This is a genomic window from Streptomyces sp. SYP-A7185, assembly GCF_046103685.1.
GTDB lineage: Bacteria > Actinomycetota > Actinomycetes > Streptomycetales > Streptomycetaceae > Streptomyces.
Genome location: NZ_CP122310.1, coordinates 2810208 through 2823790 on the forward strand (window position 1 = coordinate 2810208; position 13583 = coordinate 2823790).

13 protein-coding genes are annotated in these 13583 nt (G+C 73.0%); 7 read left to right on the top strand and 6 right to left on the bottom strand.

Annotation, left to right across the window (positions count from 1 at the left end; translation table 11 throughout):
• The first annotated feature begins 258 nt into the window (after positions 1-258).
• Complete coding sequence (locus tag QBL25_RS12360) at positions 259-1527, top strand: MFS transporter (RefSeq protein WP_409057081.1); 1269 nt, start codon at positions 259-261, stop codon at positions 1525-1527.
• Between the two features lie 92 nt (positions 1528-1619).
• Here the strand turns inward: QBL25_RS12360 and QBL25_RS12365 are convergent, their stop codons facing one another.
• A complete protein-coding gene (locus tag QBL25_RS12365; protein WP_409057082.1) occupies positions 1620-2000 on the bottom strand; it encodes a cupin domain-containing protein in 381 nt (126 codons plus the stop codon).
• A 115-nt stretch (positions 2001-2115) separates the two neighbouring features.
• A complete protein-coding gene (locus QBL25_RS12370) occupies positions 2116-2568 on the bottom strand; it encodes a VOC family protein (RefSeq protein WP_409057083.1) in 453 nt (150 codons plus the stop codon).
• Between the two features lie 99 nt (positions 2569-2667).
• Here QBL25_RS12370 and QBL25_RS12375 point away from each other — a divergent pair, with 99 nt between their 5' ends.
• Together QBL25_RS12375 and QBL25_RS12380 are read left to right on the top strand one after the other, a co-directional pair.
• Positions 2668-3573: a pseudouridine-5'-phosphate glycosidase gene (locus QBL25_RS12375; protein WP_409057084.1), complete on the top strand. Its 906-nt coding sequence runs from the start codon at positions 2668-2670 to the stop codon at positions 3571-3573.
• Positions 3574-3604: 31 nt separating this feature from the next.
• Positions 3605-4546: a carbohydrate kinase family protein gene (locus QBL25_RS12380; protein ID WP_409057085.1), complete on the top strand. Its 942-nt coding sequence runs from the start codon at positions 3605-3607 to the stop codon at positions 4544-4546.
• A gap of 807 nt (positions 4547-5353) precedes the next feature.
• Here QBL25_RS12380 and QBL25_RS12385 read toward each other — a convergent pair.
• Positions 5354-6157, bottom strand: a complete 804-nt coding sequence (locus QBL25_RS12385) for a methyltransferase domain-containing protein (RefSeq protein WP_409057086.1) — start codon at positions 6155-6157, stop codon at positions 5354-5356.
• 147 nt (positions 6158-6304) lie between these two features.
• Here QBL25_RS12385 and corA point away from each other — a divergent pair, with 147 nt between their 5' ends.
• Positions 6305-7441: a magnesium/cobalt transporter CorA gene (gene corA, locus QBL25_RS12390; protein WP_409057087.1), complete on the top strand. Its 1137-nt coding sequence runs from the start codon at positions 6305-6307 to the stop codon at positions 7439-7441.
• 88 nt (positions 7442-7529) lie between these two features.
• Entirely contained in the window at positions 7530-9833 is a 2304-nt protein-coding gene (locus QBL25_RS12395) for a protein kinase domain-containing protein (RefSeq protein WP_409057088.1), read from the top strand.
• Between the two features lie 99 nt (positions 9834-9932).
• Here QBL25_RS12395 and QBL25_RS12400 read toward each other — a convergent pair whose 3' ends face one another.
• The 3 genes from QBL25_RS12400 to QBL25_RS12410 all read right to left on the bottom strand — a co-directional run bounded on the left by QBL25_RS12400 (position 9933) and on the right by QBL25_RS12410 (position 11729).
• Positions 9933-10352 carry a CBS domain-containing protein gene (locus tag QBL25_RS12400; RefSeq protein ID WP_409057089.1) on the bottom strand — a complete coding sequence of 140 codons (420 nt, stop codon included), beginning with the start codon at positions 10350-10352 and terminating at the stop codon, positions 9933-9935.
• A gap of 138 nt (positions 10353-10490) precedes the next feature.
• Complete coding sequence (locus tag QBL25_RS12405) at positions 10491-10895, bottom strand: PPOX class F420-dependent oxidoreductase (protein WP_409057090.1); 405 nt, start codon at positions 10893-10895, stop codon at positions 10491-10493.
• A 171-nt stretch (positions 10896-11066) separates the two neighbouring features.
• On the bottom strand, positions 11067-11729 hold the full coding sequence (locus tag QBL25_RS12410; RefSeq protein WP_409057091.1) for a uridine kinase: 663 nt from the start codon (positions 11727-11729) through the stop codon (positions 11067-11069).
• Positions 11730-11817: 88 nt separating this feature from the next.
• On the opposite strand from QBL25_RS12410, the gene QBL25_RS12415 reads away from it, so the two are divergent.
• Positions 11818-12510 (top strand): DUF2293 domain-containing protein, encoded by a 693-nt coding sequence (locus QBL25_RS12415; RefSeq protein WP_409057092.1) that lies wholly within the window; start codon positions 11818-11820, stop codon positions 12508-12510.
• A 463-nt stretch (positions 12511-12973) separates the two neighbouring features.
• Entirely contained in the window at positions 12974-13453 is a 480-nt protein-coding gene (locus tag QBL25_RS12420) for a DUF1772 domain-containing protein (protein ID WP_409057093.1), read from the top strand.
• The last annotated feature ends 130 nt before the right edge of the window (positions 13454-13583 follow it).

Genomic DNA, 13583 nt, shown 5'->3' on the forward strand with positions numbered 1-13583 from the left:
GGCCGGCCTCTTCCGGATGCGTAGGCGGTTTGCGTCTCCCGCACGCATAGGCGGTCCGCACTTCCCTCGTACGTAGGGCAGTTCGCCTTTCCCGCCGTACGCGGCGGTTCGCACTCCGCGTCGTACGCACGCGGGCCGCATTCCCCGTCGCACGCAAGGCGGGCCGCATTCCCTGCCGTCCGCAGGCGGGTCGCGGCTTCCTCTCGTGTGTGTGACATCCGTGTTTCCCGTGTGCGGGCCTGCTGGCACACTGCGTCAGTGACTTCGACCGTCGACGCTCCTGACATACCCACGCCCGAGGCTCTGCCGGGCCTGCGCCGCCGTACCACCGCGGTGCTGGTCGCCAGCCAGATCCTGGGCGGGCTCGGAGTGCCGATCGGCATCGCCCTCGCGCCGATGCTGGCCACCGAGGTGAGCGGGACGGAGGCGCTCTCCGGCCTGGCGCCCACCGCGTCCGTGGCCGGCACGGCCCTGCTCTCGCTGCCGCTCGCCGCCCTGATGACGTCACGCGGGCGGCGGCCGGGGCTCGTCCTCGCCTACCTGATCGGCGCGCTCGGGGCGGGACTCGTGGTCCTTGCCGCGGTCGTCGACAGCTTCCCCCTGCTGCTGCTCGGGATGGCGGGCTTCGGGGCCGGTTCGTCGGCCAATCTCCAGGCCCGCTTCGCGGCGGCCGACCTCGCCGAGCCCGAGCGGCGCGGGCGGGCCATCTCCCTGGTCATCTGGGCCACCACCATCGGCTCGGTGCTCGGTCCCAACATCGCGGCGCCCACCAGCAGGGCCTTCGCCGGCACGTCCATACCCGAGTCCGCGGGGCCCTTCCTCTTCGCCGCCGGGATCTTCGGCGTCGCCGGGCTCGTGGTGGCGGTGCTGCTGCGCCCCGATCCGCTGCTCACCGCCCGCGCGCTGGCCCCGCACGAGAACCACTCCGCGCAGAGCCGCTCGCTGCGGGCCGGGGTCGCCGCGGTGGCCGCGTCGCCGATGGCCCGGCTCGCGCTGGTGACGGTGGCCGCCTCGCACACGGTGATGGTCTCGATCATGGTCATGACCCCGGTCGACCTGGGGCACCACGGGGCGAGCCTGCAACTGGTCGGCCTGGTCATCAGCGGCCACATCGCGGGCATGTACGCGCTGTCGCCGCTGATGGGCTGGCTCGCCGACCGCTTCGGACGGCTCTCGGTGATCGGCCTCGCCGTCGGGCTGCTGTGCTGTGCCGCGCTGCTGGCCGGTACGGCGGGGCCCAGCCACGGCCAGACCGCCGCCGGACTCTTCGTGCTCGGCCTCGGCTGGTCCGCGGGCCTGGTCGCGGGATCCGCGCTGCTCACCGATTCGGTGCCGCAGCCGGCCCGGGCCGCCGTACAGGGTCTCTCGGACCTGACCATGAACACGGCGGCGGGCATCGGCGGCGCGGCGGCCGGTCTGATCGTCGCGCGGGCGAGCTACGGCTGGCTCAACCTCATCGGCGTCTGCCTCCTGCTGCCGCTTGCGGCGCTGGCGCTGCGCAGGGCGGTCACGGTCAAGAAGGCCTGAGGCCGCACCCCGGGGAGGGGAAGGCCCCGAGGCGTCACCCCCGGCGGGAGCGTAGGCGGGGGCGGAGGCGGGGGCGGAGGCGGAGGCGGGGATCAGGCCAGCGTGATGTGGTACGCCTTGCGCAGCGTCTCGTGGACGGTCCACGTCGTACGGTCGCCCTCGCGCAGGAACGCCGCGTCGCCGGGGCCGACCTCGATCACGTCGCCGCCCTCGACCTTGATCGTGGCGCGCCCGCTGACGACCACGAAGAGCTCGTTCGCCTCGGTGTCGGTGACCACGCCGGGCGTGATCTGCCAGATGCCGCGCAGCTGCTTGCCGTCGGGCGACTCCCACAGGACCTTGCCGGTGACCTCCGGGGTGCCCGAGACGATCTGCTCGGGGTCGAGGGGCTCGGCCTCCAGGTCGACGTCCGGGATGTGCACGGCGAAAGACGCGACCGGCTGGTGGGCGGCAGACTGATCATTCGTGGTCATGGCCGGTCACCCTAGCCGGGCGTTCCGAGCACCTCGGCCGGGGGTCACCTCTCCCGTCCCCGTCCCCGTCCCCGTCTCCGTCCGCGTCCCCGGCCCCGTCGCCGCCCCCGCTCCCCTACGCCCCGTCCCGGCCCTCCTCCTCGTAGTGCCGCGCTTCGAAGATGTTCCCGTCCGGGTCGCGGAAGTAGAAGCTGCGGGCGGCTTCGCCGCGGGCGCCGAACGCGTGGTGCGCGATGTCCGACACCGGCGTCCCGTGCTCCTCCAGGCGGACCCGCAACGCGTCGAAGTCGGCGACCGCCAAGGCGAGGCAGACGTGGTTGACCGGGTGGCCCGCGCTCTGGGCCGCGCCCGGCACGACGTCCATGCGCTCGGCGAGCGTGAGCGGGGCGAGGTCGAAGATGGTCTCTTCGTTGAGCCGCACGGAGGGGAAGGAGACCTTGCCCGCGGTGAACTCGTCGACGCGCAGGGCTCGGAAGCCCAGCACCTTCTCGTAGAAACCGGACGCCGCCGCCACGGGGTCGCGTACCCACAGGACGACGTGGTCGAGACGTGTCGTGTTGTCCGTCATGCCCCCAGGCTGCTGTCCACCACCCGGCGCCGCAAGGGTTTGGCGGGGCGCGCCGACCGCCAGGGATGAGGGGAGACCCGACAGGCAGGAGGCAGGCCCGTGCTGGTGGTGTCCGACGAGGTGCAGACGGCTGTGACGGACGGGCGGCCCGTTGTCGCCCTGGAGTCCACGATCATCGCCCACGGGCTGCCGCGCCCGCGCAATCTGCGGGTCGCGCGGGAACTCGAAGAGGTCGTGCGGGAGGAGGGCGCCGTCCCTGCGACGATCGCCGTGCTGGACGGGCGTCCCCATGTCGGCCTGGACAAGGAACAGTTGGAGCGGGTCGCCAACGAGGACGGTATCCGCAAACTGGGCCACCGCGATGTGGCGCTCGCGGTGGCGGCGGGCGCGAGCGGGGCCACGACGGTGTCCGCGACGGCGCTGCTGGCCGCGCGGGCAGGCGTACGGGTGTTCGCCACGGGCGGGCTCGGCGGGGTGCACCGGGAGTGGGCGCAGACCCAGGACGAGTCCGCCGACCTGGGGCTGCTCGCGCGGACGCGCATCACGGTGGTCTGCGCGGGGGTGAAGTCGATCCTGGACGTGGCGGCGACGCTGCAACGCCTGGAGACGCTGGGCGTGGCGGTGGCGGGGTACGGGACGGACCGCTTCCCCGGCTTCTACCTCACGGACTCCGGGCATCCGGTGGACTGGACGCTGCGGACGCCGGCGGAGGTCGCGGCGGTGATGCGGGCGCAGGACGCGGTGGGCGGTCCGGAGTCGGCGCTGCTCGTCGCGAACCCCGTGCCGCGCTCCGAGCAGCTCGATCCCGCGCTCCACGCGCGCGTGCTCGCCGAGGCGTTGGCGGCGTGCGCCGAACGGGGCATCACCGGGCAGGCGGTCACGCCGTTCCTCCTGGACCAGCTGGTGCGGCGCACGGACGGCGCCTCGCTGGCCGCCAACCTCGCGGCGGTGCGGGGCAATGTACGGCTCGCGGGGCGGATCGCGGCGGCGTGGGCGGGGCGGTGACGTCCTGGCGGGGCGGGAGGGCGGGGGCCGCGTGGACGGAGCGGTGACCTCGGGGCGGGGTGGGGCGCTGCTGGTCGTCGGGGACGTCGTCACGGACATCGTCGCCCGGCATGCCGCGCCGCTCGCCGCGGGCACGGACACGGCTGCGGCGATCCGTACGGTGCCGGGTGGGGCGGGTGCCAACGTGGCCTGCTGGGCCGCTGCCTGGGGCTGTCGTGACGTGCGGTTCCTGGGGCGGGTGGGGGCGGATTCCGTGGCCTGGCACGAGGAGGCGCTCACGCGGGCGGGGGTGCGGGCGCGCCTCGTGGTGGACCACGAGGCGCCCACGGGGACCGTGATCTGCCTGGTCGACGGGGGTGGCGGGGCCGAGCGCACGTTTCTGACGGACAGTGGCGCGTCCCTGCGGCTGTCCCCCGCGGACTGGTCTCCGGCGCTCCTGGACGGGGTGGGGTGGCTGCATCTGTCGGGGTATTTGTTCTTCGCGGAGTCGAGCAGGGCGCTGGCCGAGCTGGCGTTGGCGCAGGCACGCGCGCGTGGGGTGCCGGTGAGCGTGGATCCGGCTTCGGCGGGGTTCCTCGTCGAGCTGGGCGTGGAGCGGTTTCTGGCGGGGGTGGAGGGGGTGGGCGTGCTGCTGCCCAGCGAGGGTGAGGTGCGGGTGCTGGCGGGGGCGCCCGAGGTAGGGGATCTGGCCGGCTTGACGGAGGCGGCCGTGAAGTTGAGCGGGCGGTTTCCCTCGGTGGTGGTGAAGCGGGGCGCCGCGGGGGCACTGGTCGTGCGGGCCGGTGAGGTACGGGCCGAGATCCCGGCCCTGCCGGCCACCCCACGGGACTCGACGGGAGCGGGCGACGCGTTCACGGGAGCGTTCCTGGCCGCAACCCTGACGGGAACGGATCTCTGCGAGGCTGCGGCGGAGGGGTGCGGGGCGGGGGCGAGGGCGGTTGAACTGGTGGGGGGTCGGCCGGTGTTGGGGTAGGGCGGGGCCGCGCGACGGGCTGCTGCTTGGGGAGGGCGGTCGAACTGGTGGGGGCCGGCCGCTGCTCGGGGAGGGCGGGGGCTGCGCGTAGGCGGGGGCGAGGCAGTTCTACGACCGCAACTTCTGGTTCGCGGAGCGGGGGCTGGGCGTAGGCGGGGGCGAGGGCGGCTGAACTGGTGAGGGCCCGACCACTGCTCGGGGGGAGGGTGGGGCTGGGCAGTTGGCGGCGGCGAGGGCGCGGAAGGAGGCGTCCGCCGGGCGGGGGTTCGGCCACGCCGCTACGCGCGCGGTGGCGCGATAGGGGTGCGCGCGTAGTGGCGTGCCGTCCGGCTCAGGCACGGCTGAGAAGTCGCCGTACGTTGCGGGCGCCCTGGCCGGGGTACGCCGCCAGGTCCTTCCCGCGCGTCGCCGACTGCGGACGCGTGCGGCGTCGGCATCGGCCGTCTTAGGGGCGGGGCCGCGCCGGTATGTCCGTCCTCGCCAGCACGGTCCGAACGCCCGGCTACTGCGGCGGGCGAGGGCTGCGCACCGTGCTCCGGGCAGACATACCGACACGTCCCCTCACCTAGTCCACCGACTGCGGACGCGTGCCACGTCGGTGCCGGTCGGCTCGGGGTCGGACCCGCGCCGGTACGTCCGTTCTCGCTGGCGCGGGCCGAGTGAGCAGTTGCTGCTGCGGCGGGCGAGGGCTGCGCGCCGTGCTCCCGGGTGGACATACCGACATGTCGCCTCGGGCACTCCGCCGACCGCGGGTGTGCGGGGTGGGCGCGTCGTAGGTCGTGCCTTTCCTGGTTGCCCGGAGGGGGCTTACGGCTTGCGGGCCCAGGTTGAGATCAGGGGGGAGGTCGCCAGGTCCAAGGGGGCCGCGGTGATGTTCGCCAGGTGTTCCGCGATGTCCGCGTCCGTGGCCGCCCCGGTGGCCACCAGCGCCGCGCGGGACTGCTGGATCGTGGCCGTCTCCAGGGCCGCGCAGGCGGGCGATGACAGCGGGAAGTACGCGTCGGCCCCCACCTGGCACAGGCCCGCCTCACGCAGCAGCCGCGGCAACCCGCGCCCGTACGAGAGATCGGCGCCCGCCTGCGCCAGCAGCGCGCCCCGCAGCCGGTTCGCCAAGCGCTGCGCGGGCCCGTACTCGTCGGGACAGGCCAGCGGCTGCAACGCGGGATCCGCCTCCTCGATCAGCAGCCGCCCCCCGGGCCGCAGCGGCCGGATCATCGAGCGCAACGCCACCTCCTGGTCCGCCACCCGCCCGAGGACCAGCCGCGCGTGCACGAGGTCGAAGCCCCCGCCGGGCGGCGGCCCCTCCACCCCCACGTCATGCGTACGCACCTCCACCGGCGGCCGGGCCGCCGACGTCTGCCAGGAGAGGTCCGTGTCCGTGGCGAGGACCCGCCCGGTGGGCCCCACCCGCTTCGCGAGCCAGGAGACGACGGAGAAGCCCCCCGCGCCGACCTCCCAGCACCGCCACCCCGGCCCGATCCCGAGCCGCTCGATGTGCCGGAAGGTCGTGGGGTCGAAGAGCGCGGCGAAGGCCTCGGAGCGCTGCCCCGCACCCGCCCCCTCCGCGTGCCGATTCCGATTACCGGTCATATGGCCATCGATGAGCGTCATACGTCGATTATCACGATGGCCGGGCTTGCCCCGGGGAGGCAGCCCCGAAGGCCCGGAGTGGAGTCGTCCGTTCCCCCAGGCTCCGATCGTGATGACGGCTCGTCCTGGCACACTGGCACGTCACGTCACCAGAACGAGGAGCCAGGCATGTCGATGGCAGGCAACCTGCGAAAGGTAGGGAACCTCCGCAAGGTAGGCGGCCTGCGGAGAGTCGCGCGGGTCGCCCAGTTCGTGCGCAAGCACCACCGCGTCGACCTGAGCCACCCCGCCCGCTCCCCCCTGGGCTCGGCGGTGGTCAAGTGCGTGACGTACCGGCACGGAGTGCGCCAGGACGGCGGCCGCGACCTCGTCGAGGAGGTCGAGCGCGTCCGCAAGAGCGGCGACGGCTTCGTCTGGCTGGGGCTGCACGAGCCGACGCAGGACGAGTTCGCGGGCATCGCCGAGCTCTTCGACCTGCATCCGCTCGCCGTGGAGGACGCGGTCCACGCCCACCAGCGGCCGAAGGTGGAGCGTTACGACGACACGCTGTTCGCCGTCTTCAAGACCGTTTGCTACGTGGAGCACGCCGAACTCACCGCGACCAGCGAGGTGGTGGACACCGGCGAGATCATGGTCTTCGTCGGCAAGGAGTTCGTCATCACCGTGCGGCACGGCCGCCACGGCTCGCTCGGCCCGCTGCGCGAGGAGCTCGAATCCTCGCCCGAGCAGCTCGCCCAGGGCCCCGCAGCGGTCCTGCACGCCTTGGCGGACCACGTGGTGGACGACTATCTCGTGGTGACGGACGCGGTGCAGGCCGACATCGACCAGGTGGAGATGGACGTGTTCTCCAAGGAAGGAGAGCGCGCCGACCCCGGCCGCATCTACCAGCTCAAGCGCGAACTGCTGGAGCTGAAGCGGGCCGTGGTGCCGCTCGGCCGTCCGTTGCAGATCCTCTCCACCCAGCCGATGCGGGTGATCGCCCCGGAGATACAGGCCTATTTCCGGGACGTCGACGACCACCTCAAGCGGGTCACCGAGCAGATCTCAGCCTTCGACGAACTCCTGAACTCCATCCTCCAGGCCCATCTCGCCCAAGTGACGGTCGCGCAGAACGAGGACATGCGCAAGATCACCGCCTGGGCCGCCGTGATCGCCGTGCCGACGATGGTCTGCGGTCTGTACGGAATGAACTTCGACCACATGCCCGAGCTGCACTGGAAGTACGGGTACGGACTGGTGATCGGCGTCATCGCCACCATCTGTTTCACGCTCTACCGCGGCTTCCGCCGCAACGGCTGGCTCTAGGCTGTACGGGTCATGCCAACCGGCATGACCATCACAACCATTTCAACCATCACGACCATCGACGGAAGAACCCGGGGGACGGTGACCGATGCCTCTGCGCGAGGACGATCCGGAGTCGATCGGCGGTTATCGGATCGAATCGCGGATCGGCACCGGAGGCATGGGCGTCGTCTACCTCGCCCGCTCGGCCTCGGGCCGCGCGGTCGCGGTCAAGGTGGTCCACACGCAGTACGCGGACGACCCCGAGTTCCGCGCCCGGTTCCGCCAGGAGGTCGCGGCCGCACGCCGGGTCAGCGGCGCCTTCACCGCGCCCGTCGTGGACGCCGATCCGGAGGCCGCGCTGCCCTGGATGGCCACGGCGTACGTCCCCGGCGACACCCTCGCCCAGCGCGTCGCCGCCCAGGGCCCGCTGGACTGGCCGCGACTGAAGCGGCTCGGCGGCGAACTGGCCGAAGCCCTGCGCGAGATCCACCGCGCCGAGGTGGTGCACCGCGACCTGAAGCCGAGCAACGTCCTGCTGCTCGACTCCCCCGGCGGCACGGGCGGCGACGACGGCAGCGGTGGTGGTGACGGCGGCATGACGCGCGTCATCGACTTCGGCATCTCCCGCGCCGCGCACAGCGACGTACGGACGCAGACCGGCCTGGTGATGGGCTCGCCGCCGTTCATGGCGCCGGAGCAGTTCAGCAGCCCACGTGACGTGGGGCCGCCGGTCGACGTCTTCGCGCTGGGCGCCCTCCTGGTGTACGCGGCCACGGGGCGCAGCCCGTTCGAGGCGGAGAACGCCTACCTCGCCGCCTACCAGACCGTGCACAACGACCCCGAACTGGGCTCGCTGCCCGAGGAGTTGCGCCCGCTGGTGATGTCTTGCCTGGCCAAGTCGCCGCAGGACCGGCCCACTCCCGTACAGGTCCTCGGCGTGCTGGCCGCGCTGCCGGACGCCCCGTCGGAGGCCCGGTCGGGCTCGCTGCCGGACGCACCCTCGCACACCGCGCCGGACGCGGATACGCCGTCGGAGCCACGCGAGCGTACGGGCGACGCGACGTCCGAGCCGCGCGAGCGTACGGGCGACGCGACCTTCGCCCTGTCGACGGCGGCCACGGCCCGACGGCCGCGGCGAGGCCGCCGGTTCAAGGTGGCCCTTGTGGGCGCCGTCGCGCTGGCGGCCTTGATCGGGACAGGAGTCTCGGCGGCGTTCCTGGGAGGCACGGAACCCGCCACCGCGGAGGCCGGGGACGCGAAGGCAGGGGTCCCCGCCGGGTGGAAGCCGTGGCACGTCGCCGCCCAGAAGGACGAGGACGGCATGATGCCCTCGTCGGAGTCCTGCACTCCGCACGCCCAGGGCGTCTACTGCTCGTCGCCCACCACCGCGCTCACCCGCCGCGATCCCCTGACGGGCAAGGTCAGCTGGACGAAGCCGCTGCACCGCCCGAAGCAGGTCTCCGGCTACTCGGTCACCGATCCCGTCCTGGGCGCCGGCGCGGTGTTCGTGTACAGCGCGGAGGGCTCCGGAGGCGTCGACGCGTACGACGCGCGGAGCGGCAAGAGGCTGTGGCGACTGCCCGGGCCGCACGCGGAGTTCCAGTTCCTGAGCGGGGTACTGGTCGTGCACAAGGGCGAGTTGGGCGCCTCGCCCACGTCGACGTACGCGGCGTACGACCCGCGGTCCGGCAGGGAGCTGTGGAGCCACGAGGTGACGAGCGATGCGGCGGGCGCGTTCTACGCGGGCCCGGACGGAACGCTCTTCGCCGATCTGCGTCTCGCCGGGCGCAAAGGCGCACCCGGATCGTCGGAGATAGCCCGCTACGACGCGCGAAGCGGCCGGAAGCTGGGCGCGACGAAGGCGCCCAAGGGTGACCTGTGGCTGGCCACGGTGCACGAGGGCAAGGGGTACTTCGCGCGCTGGGAGGACGGCTCGGGTGTCTCGTCGCGCTTCTTCATCCAGGACCTGACCTCGGGAAAGGTGCGCGGCATCGACTTCCCGTGGGCCGTGGAGCCCGAGGCGCCGCCGCTGGTGCGCGGCGACGCCATGTACCTCTTCGACTACGCCAACGAGACCGTGCTCGCGCTCGACCTCAAGCGCGGCAAGCCGCTCTGGACGACCTCCCGCGAGCTGCGGATCTTCAGCGAGCCGTCGGTGCGCGGCGACACCCTGTACGCCACGATGCCCGACAGCAGCGTTATCGCCGTCGACACCCGGACCGGCAGGGAGCGGTGGCGTTCGGCTCCCTCCTTCACGGACCCCGAGGATCCCAAGGGCGGATCGGTCGACGACCGCTCGCCGAGCGGGACGGCCCCGCTCGCGCTGAAGGGCGTGATCTACGGGGTCACGGACGAGGGGACGTTCTCGGTGGCCGCCAAGGCCAGGGGCGGAGCCGGAGCCAAGAGGTAGACCCTCTCGTCCGGGGCGCGGCCCTCCCGTCAGGGGATGAGCCCTCCCCGGGGCCACCGGAAGGTTCGGCGGGCGCGGCGGGTGCGGCGGGTGCGGCGGTCAGTTTTTCGCGTACACGCTTTCGACCCAGCCCGCGAGCTGGTCGTCGGTGAGGTGCGTGGCGAGGTCGGCCTCGCTGATCATGCCGACGAGGCGCTTGTTCTCGATGACCGGGAGTCTGCGGATCTGGCTGGTCTTCATCTCCTGGAGCACCTCGTCGACGCCCGCGCCCGAGTCGATCCAGCGCGGCGTCCCCTTGGCCATGTCGCCCGCGGTCACCCGGGACGGGTCGTGCCCCATGGCCACACAGCCGACGACGATGTCGCGGTCGGTGAGGATGCCGCACAAGCGCTCGTTCTGGTCGCTGATGGGCAGGGCGCCCACGTCGAGCTGACGCATCAGTTGTGCGGCGCGGTCCAGGGTCTCGTGTGCGGGGATCCACTGGGCGCCGCGGTGCATGATGTCTCCGGCGGTGGTCATGAAGTACCTCCCGGTGCCGGGCGGCCGGCGCGGCGCGGAGGCACCGCTAGTCCCGGCGCCCCTCATTCTCGCCGCGCCCCCGGAGGTCCGCACGCCGAGCCGGGAGGACAGGAGGCCCGGACAGAGGGACCGGGGTTCTCAGGCAGAGAAGCCGATCACCTTCTCCGGGGTCACCCTGATGATCACCCGGGCCTCCTCGTCCTTCTCGCCGGGCGGGTCGATGCCCAGGTACTTGTGCGAAAGCTCGTGCGGAAGCCGCTTCTGCGGGTCGGGGAGGATCTCGGCGACGCCTCGGATCTCCGTCGAGGTGTACGGATTGGCCAGGTCGAAGACCGAGACGCTGATACGCGGGTCGCGTTCGAGGTTGCGGACCTTCTGCCGCCGGGCCGTGGACGAGAACAGGACGGTGTCGCCCTCCCGTTTGATCCACACGACCGAGTTCTGGGGTGAGCCGTCGGGGCCGAGCGTCGCGATGCTGGCGAAGTTCTTGCCGTCGAGGAGAGTGCGGACCGATTCGCTGAAGTGGAGCGCCGTCGTTGCCATGCCCAGACTCTAACTACATGCACGTGCATATAAAAGGGCTTTCTCGTTTTCCTCGGCTCGGATCTCTGCTCGGCTCGGATCTCTGCACTGCTCGCATCTCTGCTCCGCTCGGATCTCCTCGACATCTTGCGTCGCGGACTCAGGCGCCCTCGCGCTCAGGAAACCTCGTGTTCAGGCGCCCTCGCGGTGTCGCCAGCCGCTCCACGCCGGGTGCCGTGGGTCGTCCGCGCGGACGACGACGTCGGCGACCGACGCCGGGTCCGCCTCCGCCTCGTAGCGCTCGAAGGCCGGCAGGGTCCATCGCTCCTTCTCGGGCGTACGTCGGCGCAGGGCGCCCGGCGAGAGGCTGGTGTGGACCGTGAGGTCGAAGGGGAACCAGTGGCCTAGCAGCAAGGGGCCGTGCAGCAACAGCATTGCTCCGGGCTGGAGTTGCACGTACGGGCTGCGCGTGGCGCGGTCCGCCTCCGGGTCCCAGAGGTCGGGGAGCACCCGGCCCGTGCCGCCCGGGTCCAGCGGCCCGAAGACCTCGCGCCAGAGCGCGCCGGTGTCGAACCAGCCGCCGTAGTACGCCTCCACGTCCTCGCGGCCGTATTCGAGGCGGAGGGAGGCGGGGCGCAGGAAGCCGTGCGTGCCGACGACGAGCGCGGACCGTCCGCGGACCCGCAGCGCGTCGGCCACGCCCTGCGCCAGTTCGCCGGGCCTGCCCGCAGGGGCGCCGTCGAAGGCGATGCGGGGCCACGGGCTCGCGTCGGCCGTCTTGAGGTCCAGCAGCCGGTCGGCGAGGGTGTCCGTGAGCCGGTCCCAGGTGATCGCTTCGAGTCGCACCCGTCCCATGATGCCGGGCGCCGCCCGCCCTCGCGGTGGGCCCTCGCGCCCCTCCCCCGCGGTGGTACGCGTCCGCCGCCCGGGGAATGAATCCCCCATGGCAGCAACTCCCCTCGCCCGGAAAGAACTTCTCGCCGTCCAGCCCCTCCGGCGCCGCCACTGCGCGGAATGCCGCGGCGGGCCGCTCGCCCTCCTGGTCGTCGAGGAGGGCGAGCCGCACTGCCTGGACTGCGCCGACCTGGACCATCTCGTCTTCCTGCCGCGCGGCGACACCGCGCTGACGCGGCGGGCCCGCGAGGGGAGCGGGCTCTCGGCGGTGGTCGTCCGGCTCAACCGACGGCAGGGGCGGTACGAGCGGCAGGGGGTCCTCGTCGAGGAGGCGGCGCTCGCGCGGGCGGAGGAGCGGTGCCTCGCGGACGCGGAGGCGAGGGCGCGGCGCCGGGCGCGGGACGCGGCGCGGCGGGCCCTGGAGGACGTCCGCTTCACCGCGGAGTTCGCGGACGAGATACGGCGGCTGTTCCCGGGGTGCCCACAGGAGCGGGCCCGGGCGATCGCCGCGCACGCGTCGGTGCGGGGCAGTGGCCGGGTGGGGCGGAGTGCGGCGGGCCGCGCGTTGTCCGCCGCGGCGGTGACGGCGGCGGTGGTGGCTGCCGTGCGGCACACGGAGACGCCGTACGACCGCCTCCTCATGAGCGGGGTCCCTCGCGGGGAGGCGCGTCGGCGGATAGCCCCGGCGGTGGAGTCCACGCTGCGGCCTTGGCGCCCGGGACGGGCCGAACTGGCGGTCTGACCGCCGCAGGGCCGTCTGCGCCTCGTCTCCGGCAGGTCTCTCGTGCCGAAACCACCCCAGAACCGCCGCTGCGCGGCGGATCTCTCCCACCCACCCACCCGATTACCCCGCATCAACGGGCGGGAGGGCAGTCGATTGACCCGCAGCCGGGTGATCGGGCCGCGGGCGGGAGGGGACCATCCGTCGCGCGGCGACGGGCCAGGAGCGCCCCCGGCGAGGGCGGTCGACTGACACGCTGCCGGGTGATCGGGTGGGTGGGTGGGAGGCCATCCGCCGCGGAGCGGGCGGGAAGTGTCGTGGCCCACCCGAGGCCCAGGGGCCAGACGCCCGCGTATGGGGCCGCGCGCCCCGCGTATGGCCCAGGACCCCGTCCAGGCAATTCACTTGTGGAGCGGCGCCGCGCCATGGAGGATCACTGCGGCTCGCTCACCTGACGGCTGCCTTACACCACGCGGGAGTTGCCATGATCGAGGGACCGTACTTCGTGCTCGTCGTCCTGGGCGCACTCGCCTGCGGCCTGGTCGCCGGAGTATTCGTCGCGTTCTCGACGTTCGTGATGCAGGGCCTCGCCGCGCTGCCCCCGGCGCAAGGCATCGCCGCCATGCAGTCGATCAACGTCAAGGCGGTCACCGCCGGGTTCATGACCGTGTTCATGGGCGCCGCGGGCCTCAGCGCGGTCGTCGCCGTCGTCACGTTCGTGCTCTGGCCCGACGAAGGCACCGTCGAGTTGCTGCTCGGCAGCGCGCTGTACCTGCTCGGCTCGTTCGGCGTGACCATCGCCGCGAACGTCCCGCGCAACGACGCCCTCGCCAAGCTCGACGCCCACGCCCCGGAGAGCGCGGACCGCTGGCGTGCGTACGTCCGCGAATGGACCATGTGGAACCACGTCCGGGTCGGCGCCTCCCTGGCCGCCTCGGCGTCCTTCATCCTCGCCCTGACCTGAGCCAGAACCGGTCCTGAGCCTGACCCAGTCCCGAGCCACCCCTGGGCCCAGCCCGAGCCGCACGCCAAGCCCGGCACCCGAGCCCGGCACCCAGCCCAGCCACCAGGCCCCGCGCGCGTGCCGCCCCCGC